The sequence below is a fragment of the Pararhodobacter aggregans genome, assembly GCF_003075525.1.
Lineage (GTDB): Bacteria > Pseudomonadota > Alphaproteobacteria > Rhodobacterales > Rhodobacteraceae > Pararhodobacter > Pararhodobacter aggregans.
In genome coordinates, this window is record NZ_QDDR01000014.1 from 108,514 (window position 1) to 127,779 (window position 19,266).

Below are 19,266 nucleotides of genomic sequence, written 5' to 3' on the forward strand. Positions count from 1 at the left end.
GCGTGAAACACGCCATGTGACAAGGGAAAATCCATGTCCTCCATTCTGACCAACAGCACTGCCATGGTGGCGTTGCAGACCCTCAAGTCGATCAACGCCAACATGGGGAAAACCCAGAACGAGATCTCGACGGGCAAATCGGTATCGAGCGCCCGCCAGAACTCGGCCGTCTGGGCCATCTCCAAGACCATGGAATCGGACGTCAAGGGCTTCAAGGGAATCGCCGATTCGCTCGCTCTGGGCTCCTCGACCGTCGCCACCGCGCGCTCGGCCTCGGAGCAGATCACCGACCTTCTGACGGAGATCAAGGGCAAGATCGTCGCCGCCCAGGAAGACAACGTCGACCGGGAGAAGATCCAGACCGACGTCGCTGCCCTGCGCAACCAGATCTCCACGATCGTCGGCGCGGCGCAGTTCAACGGCCTGAATCTGCTGTCCAACCGCGAAAGCGGCGCCACGGTTGCCAATATCGTCGGCAACACGGGCAACGGTGCCGGCATTCTCGGCTCGGGCACCGTCAGCATCCTGTCGTCGCTCGATCGCAGCAGCGGCGGGACCGTCACGGCCTCGTCGATCACCGCCGCCAAGGCCGACCTGGGCACCCAGGCCTCGGTCCAGGGCACGGGCACCGATCTGGCCGCCGGTGCGGTCACCGGTGCGGGCGCCATCGCCACCGGTGCGACGGGCACGCTCACCATCGTCGGTGACGTGGGCACGGCGGCACGGGGGGGCAACCGCGTCCTCGCGGGCGATTCCTACACCATCGGCGGTCTGACCGGCGTGTCCGGTGCCGTTCGCTACGTCGCCCGAGATGGCGATACGGTGAATGACATCGCCAGCGCCCTGAACGACATGCTGAACTTCCAGGCCGCGAAATCGGGGATCGCCATCTCGTCCACCGTGTCGGGCGCGGCGATCACCGTCACCAACGGCACCACGGCGGGGATCACCACCGCCATGACGCTGAACTCGGGCGGGACGGCCGGCGGCGGGCTGGAGATCCTCTCCAGCGTCGACGTGTCGACCTCGCAGGGCGCGGGAGCGGCGCTCAGCGCCATCGAAGGCCTGACCCAGACCGCGATCGAGGCTGCGGCCAACTTCGGTTCGGTGCAGGGGCGGATCGAGATCCAGAGCGAATATGTCTCCAACCTGATGGATTCGCTCAAGTCGGGGATCGGTTCGCTGGTCGACGCCAACATGGAAGAAACCTCGGCGCGCCTGCAGGCGCTCCAGGTGCAGCAGCAGCTGGGTATCCAGGCTCTGTCGATCGCCAACCAGGCGCCGCAGAACATCCTGGCGCTCTTCCGCTAAGGCCTCGGGCCGGGGCTTCTGCCCCGGCCCATCCCCTCCATGTCTTCGCACCATGAGGCCTTGAGATGAGTGTTGCTGCCTATGCGCGTACCAGTTACGGCGATCACGCCCGTGCGCTGAAAACCCCGCGTGATATCGAATATGACGTGCTGGCCCGGATCACCGGCCGCATCCAGTCGGAGCTTCCGCATCAGCCGGGCAAGATCACCCTCGCCCTGACCATGGCCCTGAACGACAACCGTCGCCTCTGGGCCACCTTCGCCACTGACCTTGCCAATCCCGAGAACGGTTTTCCCGTCGATCTGCGGGCTCGGCTGTTCTCCCTGGCCGAATTCACCCTCAAGCACACCACGCAGGTGCTGACCGGCCGGGCCCGCGCCGATGTTCTGGCCGAGATCAACACCGCGGTGATGCGCGGGCTGCGACCGACCGGGGGGGCGCGGCCATGAGCGGTCTGATCCTCAAGCTTGCCCCGCATGAGCGCGTGCTGATCAACGGCGCGGTGATCGAGAATGGCGAGCGCCGCTCGCGCCTGTCGATCGTCACGCCGAACGCCAACATCCTGCGGCTCAGGGACGCGATCCACCCCGGTGAGGTCTCGACCCCCGTGCGCCGAGTCGCCTATATCGCCCAGCTGGTCCTGTCGGGCGATGCCGCGGCGGAGGAGGCGACGCCGCAATTGCTGCGCGGCATCGAGCAGCTCAGCCAGGTGCTGACCGATCCTGACAGCCGGGCCCTGCTGGATCGCGCCAGCCAGGCGGTCCTGGACGGGGAATTCTATCCCGCCATGCGCCATCTGCGGGCGCTCCTTCCCCGGGAGGAGCGGCTCTTCGCAGCCGCGACTCGGCAATGAGCTTCCAGCCGATCCTGCCCCTGGACGGCTATGTCGGCTGGCGTTTCCTGCAAAGGACGCTGGACAAGCAGCAGGCGGCGGCCAACGCCGCCCCGCAGCTGCAACGCGACGAGGCGCATTTCCGCGAGAAGATCGCCTCGATCACCAGCGCCGAGGACCTGGTCAAGGACCGCCAGCTGCTCTCGGTGGCGCTGACCGCTTTCGGCCTGCAGGACGATCTGCCGAACCGGGCCTATATCCAGAAGGTGCTGGAAAGCCCGGCCAAGGAGGAGGGCAGCTTCATCAACCGCCTCGCCGACCGGCGCTACAAGCAGCTGAACGCGGCTTTCGGGTTCGGCGATACCTATGTCTCGTGGAACCAGATCGACGAGACCTTCGCTGACCGCATGGTCGCGGCCTATCGCGACCAGAGCTTCGAGGTCGCGGTCGGGGCGCAAAACGAATCGATGCGGCTGGCGCTGGGCCTGCAACGCGACCTGGCCGATCTGGCCCGGCAGGACAGCAGCGAGCTGACACGCTGGTATACGGTATTGGGCACCGGCAGCCTGCGTGCGGTTTTCGAAACGGCCTTCATGCTGCCGACCGGCTTTGGCGCATTGGATCTCGACCGACAGGTCGAGATCCTGCAAGGGCGGATGGAACAGCTGACCGGCTCGGACACGATCAGCCAGTTCAAGGACCCGGAAGCCGTTGATACGCTGATTCGGCGCTACTTTCTGGCCGGGCAGGTGAAGGCGATACAGGACAATGCGGTCGCGGGCAGCGGCGCGCTGACGCTTCTGCAGAATGGCCAGGCCTCGCTCCGCAGCATTCTGGGGCGCTGAGGGCGGCTGTCCCTGGCGCCGCGCCCGGGATGCGCCTTGCCGGGATTTGCCAGGACTGAGGGCCGTGCAATGCCTGATCGCGGGGAGCGCGGATTCACCGTCTCCGGTGCGACCGTCCGGCGCTGCCAGAGTTATACCCCGTCGGCCCTTCCCCCGTGCCTCCGGCCCGCCCGTCGCGTGGATTTCCTTTGGGCGATGCCACGACGCTGTTGATCGCCCCGCCGTTGTGTCCCCACACATCCGCACTACCCGCCAAAGGCGCTTCCCGCCCGCACGGCTTGGGAAAGCCTTCGGGAACAAGCGTCATTCCTGCCGCCCCGCGACCCGCCACGATCGGCGCAAACTGACGCAAGCCGGTAACACCACCGCCGCATCGATGAAGCGTCCCACCCCTCCACCAAGCGCAACGCAAAGGGGCCGCGATTCATCGCGGCCCCTCTGGAACCCCGGTCCGCCGGGAGGGCCGACGCGCTGGTCGATCTCTCACCGGAGCGTCGGACTGGCGGATGCGTCCCGCGAGGCCCTCTGGCGATCCGTGCCAAACCGACCCTCAACGGCACCGATCAGAAGACCCCCTTCGCCAGGCCGTCCGACCGCGCCTTGCGGCGTTTCAGTCGGAGGGCAAGGCCGCAGGCGATCAGACCACGCGTTCGACCATCATCTTCTTGATCTCGGCGATGGCCTTGGCCGGGTTCAGCCCTTTGGGGCAGGTCGAGGTGCAGTTCATGATCGTGTGGCAGCGATACAGTTTGAACGGATCGTGCAGCCCGTCCAGCCGCTCGCCCGTCATCTCGTCACGCGAATCGATGATCCAGCGATAGGCGTGCAGCAGGGATGCCGGGCCCAGATAGCGGTCGCCGTTCCACCAATAGCTGGGGCACGAGGTCGAGCAGCAGGCGCACATCACGCATTCATAAAGCCCGTCGAGCTTCTCGCGATCCTCGATCGACTGCCGCCATTCCTTGGCGGGGGTGTTCGACTTCGTCTCCAGCCAGGGCATGATCGATTCGTGCTGGGCGTAGAAATGCGTCAGGTCGGGGATCAGATCCTTGACCACCGGCATGTGCGGCAGGGGGTAGATCTTCACGTCGCCCTTGATCTCGTCCATGCCGAAGATGCAGGCCAGCGTGTTGCGCCCGTCGATGTTCATCGCGCAGGAGCCGCAGATCCCCTCGCGGCAGGACCGCCGGAAGGTCAGCGTCGGGTCGATCTCGTTCTTGATCTTGATCAGCGCGTCCAGAACCATCGGCCCGCAGCTGTCCATATCGACGAAATAGGTGTCGACCCGCGGGTTTTCGCCGTCATCGGGCGACCAGCGGTAGATGCGGAAGGTGCGCAGGTTCGTGGCGCCCGCCGGCTTCGGCCAGGTCTTGCCGGTCCGGATCGTCGAGTTCTTGGGGAGAGTCAGTTGAACCATCTCTAGCTTCCTTGCCGTATCACTCTTGGGTCAGGACGACCGAGGGGGAGAACAGGGACTGGGAGGCTGCCACCAGCCCCCCCAGTCTGGTGAGGTTATAGGGGTTGAACCCCGCCGCATTCGCCCGGCGCATGAATTCCAGCGCCCCGGCGTTCAGACTTTCATTGCGCGCCCCGACGACGGGCTCAAGCCGGGCGAGCTGCTGTTCCGGCACGCCCAGGTGGCGCAGCATCTGCTGGCCCGGACGGTCGCGCGAGACCTGGTTCTCCAGCCGGAAGGCGGTGACCCGATCCGGCCCCGCCGCGGTGCAGAGCCGGGCGTGGAACCCGTCCCAATCGGCAATCGGCGCGGCCATGGTCTGGAAGGCGTCCCAGGTGCCCGTGTAGCCGTCGGTCTTGACGATCTGGTTGTGCAGGCTGCGTTTCCAGCCCGCCATGTCGCGGGTATAATAGACGAATTCCGGCCGATAAGGCGCAAAATGCGCATCCAGCAGCGCCACGATCCGGCCGATGAACGGATAGAGCTGGGTCTCGCCATAAGAGCCGGGCGGCGCGCCGACCAGATTCTCGTGGCTTATCAGCACCGTCCCGGAGGTCTGCTCCAGCTCGGCCTTCATCGCGCGGATCGCCTCGACAAAGGCGGTTTCGCTCTCGGCCGAGGGCGCCCGGGAATACTCGAACGCCCGGCGCCCCAGTTGCTGCGCCGGGGTGCCCTTGCGCGGCGTGAAGAGCGTGAGCCAGGGTTTCAGCGCCCCGGCATTGGCCTGCAGGAATTGCTGCGCCGCAGTGGTCGCGGTCTTCTGCACGCCGATGTGCAGCACCAGCCGCCGCGGTCCTTGCTGGTCAGACATGGGCGGCCCCCCCGGTCAAGCCGGCATCGCAGCAGCGCCGCGACGAGGCACAGAGGGGGGCCGCAGCCATGGCAGACCTCAGTAGACGCGCGCCTTGGGCGCGATCTTCTTCAGCGCGATGCCGCCTTCGGCTTCGGTCGTCAGCGGGTCCAGCACCACCGGACGATAGTCCAGCTTCACCGAATTGCCCTCGACCCAGGCCAGCGTGTGCTTGCGCCAGTTCACGTCGTCGCGGTTCGGATAATCCTCATGCGCATGGGCGCCGCGCGATTCCTTGCGGGCCTCGGCGCCGACGATGGTCGCCAGCGCGCAGGGCATGAGGTTTTCCAGTTCCAGCGTTTCCATCAGGTCCGAGTTCCAGACCAGCGAGCGGTCCGTCACCTTCACATCCGGCATCTTGGCCGCGACGGCCTTCATCTTCTCGACGCCCTCGGCCAGGGTCTTGTCGGTGCGGAAGACAGCGGCGTCGGCCTGCATGGTCTTCTGCATCTCCAGCCGCAGTTCAGCGGTCGGGATCGCGCCCGTTGCATTGCGCAGCCGGTCGAAACGCTCCAGCGCCTTGTCGACCGCGGCCTTGGTGGTGTCGCGGTTCTTGGACGCCGGATCGACGATCTCACCGGCGCGGATCGCGGCGGCGCGGCCAAAGACCACGAGGTCGATGAGCGAGTTCGAGCCCAGCCGGTTCGCCCCATGCACCGAGGCGCAGCCAGCCTCGCCCACGGCCATCAGGCCGGGCGCGGTGCGGGTCGGGTTCTCGGCATCGGCGTTCAGCACCTCGCCCCAATAGTTCGTGGGGATACCGCCCATGTTGTAATGGACCGTCGGCAGAACCGGGATCGGCTCCTTGTTGACGTTCACACCGGCGAAGATGCGGGCGGATTCAGAGATCCCCGGCAGGCGCAGATGCAGCGTTTCCGGCGGCAGGTGGTTCAGGTGCAGGTGGATATGGTCCTTGTTCGGGCCGACGCCGCGGCCTTCGCGGATCTCCATCGTCATGCAGCGCGAAACCACGTCGCGCGAGGCCAGATCCTTGTAGGTCGGCGCGTAGCGTTCCATGAACCGCTCGCCTTCCGAATTGGTCAGGTAGCCGCCCTCGCCGCGCGCGCCCTCGGTGATGAGGCAGCCCGCGCCATAGATCCCGGTCGGGTGGAATTGCACGAATTCCATGTCCTGCAGGGGCAGGCCGGCGCGGGCGATCATCCCGTTGCCGTCGCCGGTGCAGGTATGGGCCGAGGTCGCGCTGAAATAGGCGCGGCCGTAGCCGCCGGTGGCCAGCACGACCATCTTGGCGTTGAACTGGTGCAGCGTGCCGTCGTCGAGTTTCCAGGCCAGCACGCCCGTGCATTCGCCGTCATCCGACATCAAGAGGTCGATGGCGAAATACTCGATGTAGAACTGCGCCTTTTCCTTCAGCGAGCGGCCATAGAGCGTGTGCAGGATGGCGTGGCCAGTGCGGTCGGCCGCGGCGCAGGTGCGCTGCACGGGCGGGCCTTCGCCGAATTCGGTGGTATGGCCGCCGAAGGGACGCTGATAGATCTTGCCCTCCTCGGTGCGGCTGAACGGAACGCCGTAATGCTCCAGCTCATAGACCGCGGCGGGGGCCGAGCGCGCGAGGTATTCCATCGCGTCGGTATCGCCCAGCCAGTCCGACCCCTTCACGGTGTCGTACATGTGCCATTGCCAGCTGTCCGGGCCCATGTTCCCCAGGCTGGCGGCGATGCCGCCCTGGGCGGCAACGGTATGCGAGCGGGTGGGAAAAACCTTGGTGATGCAGGCGGTCTTCAGGCCCTGTTCGGCCATGCCCAGCGTCGCGCGGAGACCGGCGCCACCGGCGCCCACGACCACCACGTCATAGGTATGTTGTTCGATCGGATATGCGGTCATTCTTCCGTCCTCAGGCGCTGAACAGGATCGTGGCGATGGCGAAGACGCCTGCCGCCCCCAGCGCGAAGCTGACAAGTTTGTTCAGGACGAGCAGCACCAGACGGGTGCCGCCCTGGAAATAATCCTCGATCACCACCTGCATGCCGATGGCGAAATGCCAGGCGGCGACGCCCAGGAACAGCGCCGCGGTCAGGGCGTTGCCGAAGGACGAATAGGTGGCGACCAGCGCCTCGTACCCGCCGCCCAGGGCGCGGCCGAAGGGGATCAGGAACAGGATGGTTAGCGGCACCAGCGCGATCGAGGTCACGCGCTGCACCCAGAAATGATGCACGCCCTCGCCCGCCCGGCCCAGGCCCGCAACGCGGTTGTAATCGGTCTTGTAGCTCATCGGATGCTCCTTCAGACCAGCAGGAGGGTCAGGACGGTCAGCAGCACCGAGGCGCCGATCACCAGCCAGTTCGTCTTGGCCACGGTCGGCAGATCGAAGCCGCGGCCGAGGTCGAAGACGAAGTGGCGGATGCCGTTGGCGAAGTGGAACCACAGCGCCCAGAGCCCGGCGATCAGCACGATCTTGCCCAGCAGGCTGCTCAGCAGCCCGTCGGCCACGGCGAAATACTCGGGCGAATAGGCGCCCGCGACGAACCACCAGACGATCAGCAGGGCGGGGGCGCCCAGCGCGACGCCGGTGATGCGGGTCATGATGGAGATCTTTGCGACCAGCGGCAGGCGGTAGACCTGCAAATGCGGGGAAAGCGGCCGGTTGCCCCGGTTTACGTCAGCCATGTTCGTCCCTCTCTCTTGGCGCCCCATACTGTCTGGGCCTCCTGATAGCGGGTTTTCGCGTCAAGTCACGTGGGCATTTCCGCGAATACGGCTGATTCTGGCCGAGCCGGGCAAAAAAATCGGTGCCCGTGATCACAAATAATCTCGTGTGATCACACTCTTGGCGGTGCCGGCCATGCAAAAGGGCGGGCGCGATGCGCCCGCCCTTCGGGGTCGGATCAAGCGATCTCAGAAGCTGGCGGCGACCGACAGAGCCACGCGGTTCGACCCGCCGGTGATGGTGTGGAAGCGCCCGTCGATCGAGATGTTGTCGTTGAAGTCGTAGGTCAGCCCGGCGTTGCCATAGGCGTTCGAGCCGGTGGTGACGCCCAGGGTGAACGAGCCGGTCAGGTTGGTGGCCAGCTGGGTGCTGAAGCCGACATGCCCGTCGTTCACCGTCAGGCCGCCGGCATGGCCCAGATAGACCCCGCCCGACAGCGTCGCCGTCTCGCCCAGGGCCACTTCGCCCAGCATGTAGAACTCGCCGCTCGCGTCGCCGCTGTTGTTATAGAAGTAACGGACATAGCCGACGTCGAAGCTCGTGTTCTCGACCGACCAGCGATAGCCGCCGTAGACGTCGAGCTCGAAGTCATCGGGGCCCAGATCCACGTTCGACGCCCAGAGCCCGCCGTAGAAGCCGCCCGAGCTGGCTTCGACCCAGGGCTGGATCGCCGCGTGGTTCATGGTCTGCGTCGCGCCGCGCGAGATGTAGTCCGAGGTCAGCGTCACGCCGTAGGAAAGTTCGAATGCCGCGGCAGGAACCGAGGTGGCGGCAACGGCGCAGGCCGCGAGTGCGAGTTTGAAGGCTTTCATTGTCCCAATGCTCCAGTCCCGCCTCGCAGGCCCGGGAAGTGAGCCGGGCGGGTTACACCGTCATAATCCGTCACAGGGCCGCGTTTTCCAAGCGCAACCCTTGAAAACCGCGCCGAAGCAGAGGCGGGTATTGCGGCGCAGCAACACAGGGATTGCGGCTCTGACCGAAGAACGGGCAATGCCCCGCGCCGGGCCTCTTCTGCGGTCGTATTTTGGGCAACGCCGGTTCGCAGGCGGGCACGGCGGGCGATCGTGTCGGGGCCGGACAGCCCAGGGTTGTTGCACCTATGCAGCACTTTGCCGGTTTTACCGCGCCTTCATCGCGCCGAATCGACGGATTCCCGGCTAAGCCGTTGACACCGTTGGGCGTCAACCAACAAAGTCGTGTGAGCGGCGGGGACGGTCAAAAGATCGCCGATGTCCGTGTCCTAGAGTTCGCAGGAAATCGAGCAAATGAAAAAACTTCTTATTGGTAGTGTCGCCGCTCTGGCGATCAGTGCAGGTGCGGGCTCGGCCCAGACGATCGGTATCGCCGGGGTGCCTTCGGGCTTCGGCGCTGCGGGCAATGTCGTGCAGATCGGCTTCTCGGGCACCTACAGCCAGCGCGCGCGGGGCCCGGGTGCGACGCATGCCGACGCCGCGACCATGGCCAATTTCGGCTTCGGCAACCCGGTCACCGGGGTCGGCCTGGAATTCGGCATCAACCTGACCTCGTTCCGCAACTTCGGGCAATCGGGTCACCTGTCCTTCGGCGTGCACCACATGTGGCAGGCCGGCACCGGCATCTTCTCGGCCGCGCTGCGCACCGCCTATGTCTCGCCCTGGGGCGACATCCGCAACTACCGCCCGTCCTATTCGCTGACCGGCACCTATCTCGGCGGCATCGGCCCGCGCATGGCGATGGTTTCGGTCGGCGTCGGCACCGGCTGGGGCCAGAACGCCAGCGACCGCACCACCCGCGGCGCGATCGGCGTGGGCCTGGGCCTGAACCCGCAATGGGCGGTGAGCGCCGGCTATGTCGGTCAGGAATCGATCATCGGCGCCGTCTGGAGCCCGCCGATGCTGGCCGGCACCTCGGTCGCCTTCTCGTTCCGCAATCTCGAGGAATCGGGCAACGCGACCTTCGCCGTGGATATCGGCCGGGCCTTCGCCCTGATGCGCTGAGGCCCGGGGCCGTTCCGGTCTTGACCGCTGGCCCCGACCGCATCTTTCTCGCCCGGGCAGGGAGCCTGTGCTATCCTCCCCGGGTCCGAGCGTGCCCCGGGCGGCCTGACCGCCGCCCCCGGTCCCAGTTCAACGCCGCTCTTGCGGCATCGATTCCAGCTTCAGGATACGAGGTATCGCCATGAAGACCCTCCTTCTCAGCACCGCCGTCGCGCTGACCGCCGCCAGCGCGGCTCTCGCCGCCAACGGCCCCGGTTCGCCCTCGCCGACCGCCCCGGGCACGCCCGTCACCCCGAGCGTGACGACCATCCCCCCCGGTGGCCCGGTCTTTTTCACCTTTGATTTCACGCCCAGCGGCAATGTCGTCTTCACCCTGAACGGGGAAACAGCCGGCGGCCGGCTCTACTGAAACTGCACGCCGTCAGGCGTTGATCGGGCGGCCTTCGGGTCGCCCGATTGCGTTTTTCGGACTCAGATTGCGTTTTTCGGGCTCAGACCGGCATCAGCGCCCAGTAATCGAGGTCCAGCAGCACCTCGGGCGCGTATTTCCCGTCCGGCCCTTTCAGCGCCGTCCCCGGGCCGGAACTCGCCACCAGCCGCAGCCGGATCGCGCCGACCCCGGGCACGCCGGTCTCGGCCTTGTCCAGCACCTCGGACCAGGCCCGCACCGTGGTGCCGCTGAAACAGGGGTTGGCATGCGCCCCGCCGTTGATCGCCACGATCATCTGCGCATTGGCGAGCCCGTTGAACGACAGCGCCCGCGCCAGGCTGATGACATGCCCGCCATAGATCAGCCGCTGCCCGTCGGGGCGGAAGGTGGCGTCGAAATGCACCTTGGCGGTGTTCTGCCAGAGCCGCGTGGCCAGCATGTGCTCGGCCTCCTCGACGGTCACCCCGTCGACATGCTCGATCACCTCGCCCACCGCGTAATCGCCCAGCCGGTAGGGCTCGCCCGCGGCCTCGAAATCGTAGCCCTCGAAGGTCAGGCCCGCGGGCACCACCAGATCCGAGACCGGCACGACGCGCGCCAGTTCCGGCACCACCGCCTCGGGCTCCGGCGCCTCCAGCCGGTTCTTGCGCACCATCACCCAGCGCACATATTCCAGCACGGCCTCGCCCCGCTGGTTGCGCCCGGTGGTCCGCACATAGACCACGCCCGACTTGCCGTTGGAATTCTGCTTCAGCCCGATCACCTCGGACGAGGAACTCAGCGTATCCCCCGGCCAGACCGGCGCCAGGAACCGCCCCTCGGCATAGCCGAGGTTCGCCACCGCGTTCAGGCTGATATCCGGCACCGTCTTGCCGAACACCGTATGGAACACGATCAGATCGTCCATCGGACTGGCCGCCAGCCCGCAGGCCCGCGCGAAGTCGTCCGAGGAATAGAGCGCCCCCCGCGCCGGATAGAGCGCATGGTAAAGCGCCCGCTCGCCGCCCGACAGCGTCCTCGGCACCGCATGCCGGATCACCTCGCCGATCCGATAATCCTCAAAAAACCGGCCCGGATTGGTCTTCATCGCCTGCGCCTCATCATCTTGTCGAAAATACGCCACGGGGGGGTCCGGGGGGTGTGAAACCCCCCGGTTCCGTCACCCGTTACTGCTCGCCCAGCTTGGTCTCGGGCGTGTAGGTGCCTGGCGCGTCCTTCACCACGGCCTGCGCGCAACGCATCACGCCTTTCGCCGCGTCGAAGGCATAGGCGGGCGAGCCATGCAGCTCCCAGCCCTTGTTCAGCGCCGCCGTCACCTTGTGGCAGAAGGCCGAGGTGTCGTCCTCGGTCAGCAAACGATAGAGTTTCATCTCACCCCCAGGGCATCAGCCCGAACCAGATGTGGATATAGCCGACCACACCGACCAGCAGCACCGCCCCGACCACGGCGCCGATCTCCTTGCCCATGACCACGGGCGCGGTGGATTTCTCCCAGATCGGGTTGTCGCGGTTGTAAAGCGCGACCGAGACCTGCGCCCAGAGGAACAGCCCGCCGAACAGGATCAGGCTGGCCAGATCGCCGTTCACCATCAGATGCGCCAGCGCCCAGAGCCGCACGCCCCAGAGCTGCGGGTGGCGCACGATCTTCGTCGCCGTGGTCTTCATGCCCGAGGCCGCGAAGAGGTAGAAGCTCAGCAGCATCAACAGGTTGTTGAGGTGCACCATGGACCGCGATTCGGGCCAGACCTGCGTATAGGGCGCCCAGCGGTAGCCCAGTACCATCAAGACGATGGCGACCAGCGACAGGATCGCCACGATCCCCTTGCCGCCCTCGCCAAAGCGCGCGCGGCTGGCGGGGGCCAGTCGCTTCCACATATGGCTGCCTGACCAGACCAGAAGGCCCAGAATAAGTAGCGCGTATCCCATCAGCTCATCGCTTTCTGCAAATGTTCGATCGCCTCGGCGCGCGCCAGCACGCTCCGGGCCGTCACAATATGCAGGTTCTCGACGATCTTGCCATCCACCACCGCGACGGCCTGCCCCTCGGCCATCGCCGCGTCGAAGGCAGCAATCTGGCGGCGGGCGAGGTCCAGCGCCGCCGCGTCCGGGGCGAAGACCTGGTTGGCGATGTCCAGCTGCGCCGGATGGATCAGCGATTTGCCGTCAAAGCCCAGATCGCGGCCCTGTTCGCATTCGGCGCGCAGGCCCTCATCATCCTTGAAGGCGTTATAGACGCCATCCACCGCCACGATCCCGGCGGCGCGGGCGGCCATCAGGCAGGTCTGCAACGCCATCTGCATCGGCAGCCGGTCGGCGCGGAAGCGGCAGTTCAGTTCCTTCGCCAGATCGTTGGTGCCCATGACGAAGCCCGCCATCCGCGGCGCCGCGGCGATGGCCCCGGCGTTGAGGATCCCCTGCGGCGTCTCCATCATCGCCCAGATATTGGTGTCAGCCGTCTCGGCGCGGGCGTCCAGCTTGCGGGCCAGCGCCTCGATATCGGCAGCGCTGTTGACCTTGGGCAAGAGGATCGCCTCGGGCCGGGCCAGGGCGATCACGTCCAGATCCTTTTCGCCCCAATCGGTGTCGAAGCCGTTGATCCTGACCAGCTTGCCGCGGGGGCCGTAATCGGCCCGGGCCAGCGTCGCCGCCAGCAGCTCGCGCGCGCGGGCCTTCTCGTCGGGGGCGACGGCATCCTCCAGATCGAAGATGATCGCGTCCGCGGCGAGGCCCTGCGCCTTCTCCAACGCGCGTTCTTTCGAGCCGGGGATATAGAGGACGGAACGATACGGGCGGCTGGTCATGATTCTCTTCCGTGAAACAATCTTGCGCGCAAAGCACCAAATCCGGACACAAAGCGCAAGGGTTAAATTTCTGCACCGCAGAGAGACCGCAGCTTTCAGGCGGTTTTGACCGGCGCGGGCGCAGCCTTGGGCATCGCTTCACCCGAAAGGTCCCGCCATGCGCCTGCTCTCTGCCGCCTTCGCCCTGCTGCCCGCCGCGCTCTCCGCCCAGACCCTGCCATGCGCCCCGCGCGAGAGGGTGCTGGCCTTCGTCATCGACCAGCGCGGCGAGACGCGGCTGGCCACGGGGGACGCCGCGCGCGGCGCCTCGGTCGAGCTTTATGCCAGCGACTCGGGGTCGTGGACGCTGCTGCTGAACCTGCCCGACGGGCGCGCCTGCCTCTTGGCCAATGGCGAGAACTTCACCGCCACCGGGGGGCTGCAACCGGCCCGCGGCAATCCTGCATAACCGGGGGGCCCGCGTCGGGTCAGAAAATGTCGCTGGCAGCGTTAACGGCGCCGCATTCTGTCGCGCCGCATTGCCGCGAGGCTTGCGCGAAGGCGGCCGATTCTCTAGTCAGGGCGCGAATTCACAACCTGACCGGAGATACCCATGGCCAGACCCAAAATCGCGCTGATCGGCGCGGGCCAGATCGGCGGCACCCTCGCCCATCTCGCCGCGATCAAGGAACTTGGCGACGTCGTGCTGTTCGACATCGCCGAGGGCATTCCGCAGGGCAAGGCGCTCGACATCGCCGAGTCGGGCCCGTCCGAGGGCTTCGACGGGATCTTCAAGGGCACCAATTCCTACGAGGATATCGCGGGCGCCGATGTCTGCATCGTCACCGCCGGTGTGCCGCGCAAGCCCGGCATGTCGCGCGACGACCTTCTGGGCATCAACCTCAAGGTCATGAAATCGGTCGGCGAAGGCATCAAGGCCCATGCGCCCAACGCTTTCGTCATCTGCATCACCAATCCGCTGGACGCCATGGTCTGGGCGCTGCAGCAATTCTCGGGCCTGCCGGCCGAGAAGGTGGTCGGCATGGCGGGCGTGCTCGACTCGGCCCGCTTCCGTCACTTCCTGGCGACCGAGTTCAACGTCTCGATGCGCGATGTCACCGCCTTCGTGCTGGGCGGCCACGGCGACACCATGGTGCCGCTGGCCCGCTACTCGACCGTGGCCGGTATCCCGCTGCCGGATCTGGTCGAAATGGGCTGGACCACGCAGGAGCGTCTGGACGCGATCATCCAGCGCACCCGCGACGGCGGCGCCGAGATCGTGGGCCTGCTGAAAACCGGCTCGGCCTTCTACGCGCCCGCGACGTCGGCGATCGAGATGGCCGAAGCCTATCTCAAGGACCAGAAGCGCCTGCTGCCCTGCGCCGCCTGGGTTGACGGCGCGCTGGGTCTGAACGGCTTCTATGTCGGTGTTCCCACGATCATCGGTGCCGGTGGCGTCGAGCGTATCGTCGACATCAAGATGAATGCCGACGAGCAAGCCATGTTCGACAAGTCGGTCAACGCGGTGAAGGGTCTGGTCGAGGCCTGCAAGGGCATCGACCCCTCGCTGGCCTGAGGCCATCCGCCAACGCAAAGAAACGCGCGTCCTTCGGGGCGCGCGTTTTTCGTTGAGGGCCAGGGGTGTCCGGACGGTGCGTGCGAGCACGCACCCTACGTCAGGGTCTGGAAGGTGTCCCATTCCAGCACCGCCTCGCCGGTGCCGCCGCGCACGGCCTCCACCGCCATCGCCCGGCCCAGATCCTCGACCCGGACGCCGCGATACTTCCTGAGCGGCCCGGCCAGCAAAGGGGTCAGCCAGGGCCAGAGCGCCAGCATCACCGCCTGCGTCGGGCCATAGCGGTTCTCGGGCGTCAGGATCATGCTGGGATGAAAGAGCGCCAGCCGCGCGAAACCCAAGGCCCGCAGGCCGTCCTCCAGCTGCCCTTTGGTCCGCACATAGAGAAAGCGCGACCCGGCGCTGACCCCCACGGCCGAGAGCAGCGAGAAATGCCCGATCCCGGCCGCGCGGCAGGCCTGCGCGAAAGTCAGCGGCATGTCGTGGTCGACCCGGATGAACACGTCGCGCGCCGTCTTCGACGGCTCGCCCACCCCCAGCGTGCAGATCGCCACGTCATGCCCGGCCAGATGCGCCCGGTAGCTGGCCGGATCGCCCGGGTCGATCACATGCTGCACCGCCTTCGGCCCGGGCAAGGCGATCTCGCGCCGGTTCAGCAGCGTGATCCGGCCGACCTGCGGCATCCCCGCCAGCGCTTTCAGGGCTTCGCCCCCCACCGCGCCGCTCGCCCCCAGCATCACCACATCGACCATCGGACCCTCCATCCTGACGGGCGCAGTTGACAGCACAAAGACGCCGGGCTCAACTCCCGGCCGGAGGATACCCCATGTCCACAGCCCCGGTCGTCAGCATCGACCTCGCCGCCTTCTGGGCCGACCCCTATCCCGTGCTGAAACGCCTGCGGGCCGAGGCGCCGGTGGCCTTCGTGCCCGAGCTGGGCGCGACCCTGCTGACCCGGCGCGACGACATCTTCGTCAATGAGAAGAAGATCGAGGTGTTCTCCTCGGACCAGCCGGGCGGACTGATGACGGTCCTGATGGGCCAGAACATGATGCGCAAGGACGGCGCCGCGCATCAGGCCGAGCGCAAGGCGATCTTCCCGACCGTCTCGCCCAAGACAGTGCGCGATACCTGGAAGGCGCAGTTTCAGGCCTTCACCGCCGGGATTCTGGAGGAGATCCGCCCGCAGGGTCAGGCCGACATGCTGCGCGACATCGCCATGCGGATCTCGGGCGAGGCGCTGAAATGCATCACCGGGCTCACGCAGATCCCCTGGGCCGAGATGGACCGCGTGTCGCAGGGGATGATGGACGGGATCGCCAACTACGCCGGGGACCCCGCGGTCGAGGCCCGCTGCAACGAGGCAACCGCCGCCATCGACCGCTATATCGACGAACGCATGCCGGTGCTGCGGAAGGCGCCCGATGCCTCGCTGCTGTCGGTGCAGAGGCAGGCGGGGCTGCCCGACGCCGCGATCCGGGCCAATGTGAAGCTGGCGATCTCGGGCGGGCAGAACGAGCCGCGCGACGTGATCGCCGGGCTCGCCTGGGCGCTGCTGACCCATCCCGATCAGCTGGCGATGGTGCGGGACGGGCGGGTGAGCTGGCTTCAGGCCTTCGAGGAATACGGCCGCTGGATCGCGCCCGTGGCCATGTCGCCCCGCCGCGTGGCACAACGCCACGTCTTGCATGGCGTGACGCTGGAGCCGGGGGATCGGGTGTTCCTGATGTTCTCGTCCGGCAACCGCGACGAAAGCGTCTTTGCCCGGCCCGATGTCTTCGACGTGACGCAGGATTCGGGCCCGGCGGTGACCTTTGGCGCGGGGCCGCATTTCTGCGCTGGCGCCTGGGCCTCGCGCTGCCTGATCGCCGAGGTGGCGATGCCGATGATCTTCGAGCGCCTGCCCGGGTTGCGGCTGGCGGGCGATGTGCCCTTCGGCGGCTGGGCCTTCCGGGGGCCGTTGCGGATGCCGGTGGCCTGGGACGTGTAGGGAGAGGTTTCGCCCTCGGTTTCCTCGGGCGACCACGGCGGGGGGCAAGGTCCGGCCGCGCCACGGGCGCGGCGTTCGCGGCTGAAACGCGCCACTGGCGCGTTTCCGAGACGCCGCTCACCCCCGCTCAAGGGGGTTTTCCACCCCCTTGAGAAACCCCCGAGGATATTTGCAGAGCAAAGATGAAAAGGGGCGTGCGGAGATGTCGCGCCGCGGGCTGTTGACCGGGCGCCTGTGGCGGCGTCTTGTGGCGCCATGAGCCAAACCCTGCCCGCCGATGCCCCCGCCGCGCTGCGCCTTGTCGCGCCCCTGGCCGATCTGGCCTTCCTCGACATCCAGTCGGTGCTGCTGCCGCGGGAGATGAGCCCGCTCGAGGCCTGGCGTTTCCTGATGGATCGGCCGATCCCGCTGTTTGCGCTGGCCTTCCGGCTGCGCGACGCCATTTCGGCGCGGTTCGGGGTCAAGCGGCTGGGCGGGTTCGGGGGCGCGCTGCCCGAAAGCGTCAGTCCGGGCGACCGGCTGGCGTTCTTCCTGGTCGAGGAGAGCGCCCCGGGCCTGATGGTCCTGACCGAGCGTGACCGGCATCTCGATGTGATGACCGCGGTCACGGTCGAGGGGCGGCGCCTCGCCATCACCTCGTCGGTGGTGACGCACAACCTCTTCGGGCGGCTCTACATGCTGCCGGTGGCGCCCGCCCATCGACTGATCGTGCGCTATCTGATGTGGCGGGCGCGGCGCGCGTAGGGTGGGACTTCAGCCCACCCTGCTTCGCTTGACTTCGCCGCCGGGCCCGGGCCTCATCCCCGCAAACGGAGGCCCCGATGACAGATCTGACCCACGACCTCGCCGACCGGCTGACCCGCTATTGCGCCATCGACAGCCAGTCGGATGCCGACAGCCCCAGCTCCCCCTCGACCGAGGTCCAGCTCGACATGCAGCGCCTCCTGGTCGCGGAACTGACCGCGATGGGGGCCGAGGATGTCACGCTGACCGAGTATGGCGCGGTCCTGGCCACGATCCCCGGCACGCGCGCGGGGCCGACCGTCGGCTTCCTCGCCCATGTCGACACCGCCCCGCAGTTCAACGCCACGGGTGTGAAGCCGCGGATCATCCGGGGCTACAACGGCGGGGCGATCACCTATCCCGACGATCCCGCCCTCAGCCTGACGCCCGAGGCCTTCCCCTATCTGGCCGAGAAACTGGGGCATGACATCGTCACCGCCTCGGGCCTGACGCTGCTGGGGGCCGACGACAAGGCGGGCGTGGCGATCCTGATGACCGCGGCCGAGCGCCTGCTAGCCGATCCCTCGCTGCCCCGGCCCCGGCTGCGGCTGGCCTTCACCCCGGATGAAGAGATCGGCCGCGGCGTCGATGCGCGCCTGCCCGGGGATCTGGGTGCCGACTTTGCCTATACCTTTGATGGCGGCAAGCTGGGCGAGATCGAATACGAGACCTTCTCGGCCGACGGGGCGGTGGTGACGATCAAGGGGGTGTCGATCCACCCCGGCTATGCCACCGGCAAGCTGGTCAATGCGATCCATCTGGCGGCCAAGATCATCCAGACCTTGCCGCAGGTGACGCTCACGCCCGAGACGACCGAGGGGCGCGAGGGCTTCATCCATGCCACGGACATGGACGGCGGTTCGTCCGAGATGCGGATCAAGTTCATCCTGCGCGATTTCGAACGCGAGGGGCTGGAGGAGAAGGGCGCGCTGCTGCGCCAGGTCTGCGCGGCGGTGGCGGCGACCGAACCCCGGGCCGATATCACCTGCACCATCACCCCCCAGTACCGGAACATGCGCTATTGGCTCGAATCGGACATGACCCCGGTGGAGCTGGCCCGCGAGTCGGCGCGCGCGCTGGGGCTCGATCCGGTGTCGGTGCCGATTCGGGGCGGCACCGACGGGTCGCGACTCACGGAAATGGGGATTCCCTGCCCGAATCTCTTCACCGGCATGCAGAACATCCATGGTCCGCTGGAGTGGATCTCGGTTCAGGACATGGAAGTGGCGATGCGACTCTGCCTGGAGATCGCCGGACGGGCCGCCAAGGGCTGACCGCGGGGGGTGATTCCGGCCTGTGAAACAAGCCAGATCGCCCCTCCCTCAGGATCTCGTGGTGCGGCGGCCGGGGACCACAACAGGCTGTGAAAAGGTCGGCAAAGCTTGCCTTTTCAAGAAAGTATCCTTTGTTATCAATGCCATGACTGAAAATCGCCGCCTCCTGTGACGAATTTTTGTCGGCCCGTGTTTTTTCCTCTTGCGGCTCCCGGCGGATACCCCTAGATACCGCCTCACCGAAGCGGAGACGCTGAGGGACGCGCCGGAAGGGACGCTGGAAACAGACCCGGAAGACACGGAAAAGGATAGGAAAACGGCAGCGCTGTCGGAAAACTTCGGAAGCGCCGCTGGAATTTTTGTCCTCTGCTTTTTGAAAATTTGGTGAATGAAGGGATATGTGGGCGGTTTGGTTCATTTCGATGGATCGGACGTCTGGATATCGGCCTCTTAGCGGTAACGCGATGATAGAGGTGTCAGCTTCACTGTTTTGCG

General features: G+C 66.7%; 22 protein-coding genes. 11 read left to right on the forward strand and 11 right to left on the reverse strand.

Annotation, left to right across the window (positions count from 1 at the left end; genetic code table 11):
• Window positions 1-33: 33 nt before the first annotated feature.
• The 4 genes from DDE23_RS21235 to DDE23_RS21250 all read left to right on the forward strand — a co-directional run bounded on the left by DDE23_RS21235 (window position 34) and on the right by DDE23_RS21250 (window position 2,988).
• Window positions 34-1,311, forward strand: coding sequence for a flagellin (locus DDE23_RS21235; RefSeq protein WP_107754470.1), 1,278 nt, complete (start codon window positions 34-36; stop codon window positions 1,309-1,311).
• Between the two features lie 65 nt (window positions 1,312-1,376).
• Window positions 1,377-1,760, forward strand: a complete 384-nt coding sequence (flaF, locus tag DDE23_RS21240; protein ID WP_107754471.1) for a flagellar biosynthesis regulator FlaF — start codon at window positions 1,377-1,379, stop codon at window positions 1,758-1,760.
• Window positions 1,757-2,164 (forward strand): flagellar biosynthesis repressor FlbT, encoded by a 408-nt coding sequence (gene flbT / locus DDE23_RS21245; RefSeq protein WP_107754472.1) that lies wholly within the window; start codon window positions 1,757-1,759, stop codon window positions 2,162-2,164. The genes flaF and flbT overlap by 4 nt, the downstream gene beginning before the upstream one ends.
• Window positions 2,161-2,988, forward strand: coding sequence for a DUF1217 domain-containing protein (locus tag DDE23_RS21250; protein ID WP_107754473.1), 828 nt, complete (start codon window positions 2,161-2,163; stop codon window positions 2,986-2,988). Before flbT ends, DDE23_RS21250 begins: the two co-directional genes overlap by 4 nt.
• 637 nt (window positions 2,989-3,625) lie before the next feature.
• On the opposite strand, the gene DDE23_RS21255 is transcribed toward DDE23_RS21250, so the two are convergent.
• The 6 genes from DDE23_RS21255 to DDE23_RS21280 form a co-directional block, all read right to left on the reverse strand.
• Window positions 3,626-4,405 (reverse strand): succinate dehydrogenase iron-sulfur subunit, encoded by a 780-nt coding sequence (locus DDE23_RS21255; protein WP_107754474.1) that lies wholly within the window; start codon window positions 4,403-4,405, stop codon window positions 3,626-3,628.
• Between the two features lie 19 nt (window positions 4,406-4,424).
• Window positions 4,425-5,255: a hypothetical protein gene (locus DDE23_RS21260; protein WP_107754475.1), complete on the reverse strand. Its 831-nt coding sequence runs from the start codon at window positions 5,253-5,255 to the stop codon at window positions 4,425-4,427.
• 78 nt (window positions 5,256-5,333) lie between these two features.
• On the reverse strand, window positions 5,334-7,139 hold the full coding sequence (sdhA, locus tag DDE23_RS21265) for a succinate dehydrogenase flavoprotein subunit (RefSeq protein ID WP_107754476.1): 1,806 nt from the start codon (window positions 7,137-7,139) through the stop codon (window positions 5,334-5,336).
• A 10-nt stretch (window positions 7,140-7,149) separates the two neighbouring features.
• A complete protein-coding gene (gene sdhD, locus DDE23_RS21270; RefSeq protein WP_107754477.1) occupies window positions 7,150-7,527 on the reverse strand; it encodes a succinate dehydrogenase, hydrophobic membrane anchor protein in 378 nt (125 codons plus the stop codon).
• A gap of 11 nt (window positions 7,528-7,538) precedes the next feature.
• Complete coding sequence (gene sdhC / locus DDE23_RS21275; protein WP_107754478.1) at window positions 7,539-7,922, reverse strand: succinate dehydrogenase, cytochrome b556 subunit; 384 nt, start codon at window positions 7,920-7,922, stop codon at window positions 7,539-7,541.
• Window positions 7,923-8,150: 228 nt separating this feature from the next.
• Entirely contained in the window at window positions 8,151-8,774 is a 624-nt protein-coding gene (locus DDE23_RS21280) for a TorF family putative porin (RefSeq protein ID WP_107754479.1), read from the reverse strand.
• Window positions 8,775-9,227: 453 nt separating this feature from the next.
• Here DDE23_RS21280 and DDE23_RS21285 point away from each other — a divergent pair, with 453 nt between their 5' ends.
• The gene (locus DDE23_RS21285; protein WP_107754480.1) at window positions 9,228-9,938 is read left to right on the forward strand and encodes a hypothetical protein; all 711 of its coding nucleotides are present in this window, start codon (window positions 9,228-9,230) and stop codon (window positions 9,936-9,938) included.
• A gap of 181 nt (window positions 9,939-10,119) precedes the next feature.
• A complete protein-coding gene (locus DDE23_RS21290; RefSeq protein ID WP_107754481.1) occupies window positions 10,120-10,347 on the forward strand; it encodes a hypothetical protein in 228 nt (75 codons plus the stop codon).
• A gap of 82 nt (window positions 10,348-10,429) precedes the next feature.
• Here the strand turns inward: DDE23_RS21290 and DDE23_RS21295 are convergent, their stop codons facing one another.
• From DDE23_RS21295 to DDE23_RS21310, 4 genes are all read right to left on the reverse strand, one after another.
• Window positions 10,430-11,455: a MaoC family dehydratase gene (locus DDE23_RS21295; RefSeq protein ID WP_107754482.1), complete on the reverse strand. Its 1,026-nt coding sequence runs from the start codon at window positions 11,453-11,455 to the stop codon at window positions 10,430-10,432.
• A 79-nt stretch (window positions 11,456-11,534) separates the two neighbouring features.
• Window positions 11,535-11,738 (reverse strand): DUF1737 domain-containing protein, encoded by a 204-nt coding sequence (locus DDE23_RS21300; protein WP_107754483.1) that lies wholly within the window; start codon window positions 11,736-11,738, stop codon window positions 11,535-11,537.
• Window position 11,739: 1 nt separating this feature from the next.
• Entirely contained in the window at window positions 11,740-12,294 is a 555-nt protein-coding gene (locus DDE23_RS21305; protein ID WP_107754484.1) for an NnrU family protein, read from the reverse strand.
• Window positions 12,294-13,169: an HpcH/HpaI aldolase/citrate lyase family protein gene (locus DDE23_RS21310; protein WP_107754485.1), complete on the reverse strand. Its 876-nt coding sequence runs from the start codon at window positions 13,167-13,169 to the stop codon at window positions 12,294-12,296. Before DDE23_RS21310 ends, DDE23_RS21305 begins: the two co-directional genes overlap by 1 nt.
• 157 nt (window positions 13,170-13,326) lie before the next feature.
• On the opposite strand from DDE23_RS21310, the gene DDE23_RS21315 reads away from it, so the two are divergent.
• Window positions 13,327-13,617, forward strand: a complete 291-nt coding sequence (locus DDE23_RS21315) for a hypothetical protein (protein WP_107754486.1) — start codon at window positions 13,327-13,329, stop codon at window positions 13,615-13,617.
• Window positions 13,618-13,761: 144 nt separating this feature from the next.
• Window positions 13,762-14,724 (forward strand): malate dehydrogenase, encoded by a 963-nt coding sequence (gene mdh / locus DDE23_RS21320; RefSeq protein WP_107754487.1) that lies wholly within the window; start codon window positions 13,762-13,764, stop codon window positions 14,722-14,724.
• A 95-nt stretch (window positions 14,725-14,819) separates the two neighbouring features.
• Here mdh and DDE23_RS21325 read toward each other — a convergent pair whose 3' ends face one another.
• Window positions 14,820-15,476 (reverse strand): NAD(P)H-binding protein, encoded by a 657-nt coding sequence (locus DDE23_RS21325; RefSeq protein ID WP_157958096.1) that lies wholly within the window; start codon window positions 15,474-15,476, stop codon window positions 14,820-14,822.
• 74 nt (window positions 15,477-15,550) lie between these two features.
• On the opposite strand from DDE23_RS21325, the gene DDE23_RS21330 reads away from it, so the two are divergent.
• From DDE23_RS21330 to pepT, 3 genes are all read left to right on the forward strand, one after another.
• The gene (locus tag DDE23_RS21330) at window positions 15,551-16,714 is read left to right on the forward strand and encodes a cytochrome P450 (RefSeq protein ID WP_107754489.1); all 1,164 of its coding nucleotides are present in this window, start codon (window positions 15,551-15,553) and stop codon (window positions 16,712-16,714) included.
• Between the two features lie 255 nt (window positions 16,715-16,969).
• Window positions 16,970-17,458, forward strand: a complete 489-nt coding sequence (locus DDE23_RS21335; RefSeq protein ID WP_107754490.1) for a DUF2867 domain-containing protein — start codon at window positions 16,970-16,972, stop codon at window positions 17,456-17,458.
• 77 nt (window positions 17,459-17,535) lie between these two features.
• Window positions 17,536-18,771, forward strand: a complete 1,236-nt coding sequence (pepT, locus tag DDE23_RS21340) for a peptidase T (RefSeq protein WP_107754491.1) — start codon at window positions 17,536-17,538, stop codon at window positions 18,769-18,771.
• Window positions 18,772-19,266: the final 495 nt, after the last annotated feature.

Bases quoted from the DNA above. Each gene is read 5' to 3' on its own strand.
- DDE23_RS21235 (WP_107754470.1), top strand. From the start codon at position 34: ATGTCCTCCATTCTGACCAACAGCACTGCCATGGTGGCGTTGCAGACC.
- flaF (WP_107754471.1), top strand. From the start codon at position 1,377: ATGAGTGTTGCTGCCTATGCGCGTACCAGTTACGGCGATCACGCCCGT.
- flbT (WP_107754472.1), top strand. From the start codon at position 1,757: ATGAGCGGTCTGATCCTCAAGCTTGCCCCGCATGAGCGCGTGCTGATC.
- DDE23_RS21250 (WP_107754473.1), top strand. From the start codon at position 2,161: ATGAGCTTCCAGCCGATCCTGCCCCTGGACGGCTATGTCGGCTGGCGT.
- DDE23_RS21255 (WP_107754474.1), bottom strand. From the start codon at position 4,405: ATGGTTCAACTGACTCTCCCCAAGAACTCGACGATCCGGACCGGCAAG.
- DDE23_RS21260 (WP_107754475.1), bottom strand. From the start codon at position 5,255: ATGTCTGACCAGCAAGGACCGCGGCGGCTGGTGCTGCACATCGGCGTG.
- sdhA (WP_107754476.1), bottom strand. From the start codon at position 7,139: ATGACCGCATATCCGATCGAACAACATACCTATGACGTGGTGGTCGTG.
- sdhD (WP_107754477.1), bottom strand. From the start codon at position 7,527: ATGAGCTACAAGACCGATTACAACCGCGTTGCGGGCCTGGGCCGGGCG.
- sdhC (WP_107754478.1), bottom strand. From the start codon at position 7,922: ATGGCTGACGTAAACCGGGGCAACCGGCCGCTTTCCCCGCATTTGCAG.
- DDE23_RS21280 (WP_107754479.1), bottom strand. From the start codon at position 8,774: ATGAAAGCCTTCAAACTCGCACTCGCGGCCTGCGCCGTTGCCGCCACC.
- DDE23_RS21285 (WP_107754480.1), top strand. From the start codon at position 9,228: ATGAAAAAACTTCTTATTGGTAGTGTCGCCGCTCTGGCGATCAGTGCA.
- DDE23_RS21290 (WP_107754481.1), top strand. From the start codon at position 10,120: ATGAAGACCCTCCTTCTCAGCACCGCCGTCGCGCTGACCGCCGCCAGC.
- DDE23_RS21295 (WP_107754482.1), bottom strand. From the start codon at position 11,455: ATGAAGACCAATCCGGGCCGGTTTTTTGAGGATTATCGGATCGGCGAG.
- DDE23_RS21300 (WP_107754483.1), bottom strand. From the start codon at position 11,738: ATGAAACTCTATCGTTTGCTGACCGAGGACGACACCTCGGCCTTCTGC.
- DDE23_RS21305 (WP_107754484.1), bottom strand. From the start codon at position 12,294: ATGGGATACGCGCTACTTATTCTGGGCCTTCTGGTCTGGTCAGGCAGC.
- DDE23_RS21310 (WP_107754485.1), bottom strand. From the start codon at position 13,169: ATGACCAGCCGCCCGTATCGTTCCGTCCTCTATATCCCCGGCTCGAAA.
- DDE23_RS21315 (WP_107754486.1), top strand. From the start codon at position 13,327: ATGCGCCTGCTCTCTGCCGCCTTCGCCCTGCTGCCCGCCGCGCTCTCC.
- mdh (WP_107754487.1), top strand. From the start codon at position 13,762: ATGGCCAGACCCAAAATCGCGCTGATCGGCGCGGGCCAGATCGGCGGC.
- DDE23_RS21325 (WP_157958096.1), bottom strand. From the start codon at position 15,476: ATGGTCGATGTGGTGATGCTGGGGGCGAGCGGCGCGGTGGGGGGCGAA.
- DDE23_RS21330 (WP_107754489.1), top strand. From the start codon at position 15,551: ATGTCCACAGCCCCGGTCGTCAGCATCGACCTCGCCGCCTTCTGGGCC.
- DDE23_RS21335 (WP_107754490.1), top strand. From the start codon at position 16,970: ATGAGCCAAACCCTGCCCGCCGATGCCCCCGCCGCGCTGCGCCTTGTC.
- pepT (WP_107754491.1), top strand. From the start codon at position 17,536: ATGACAGATCTGACCCACGACCTCGCCGACCGGCTGACCCGCTATTGC.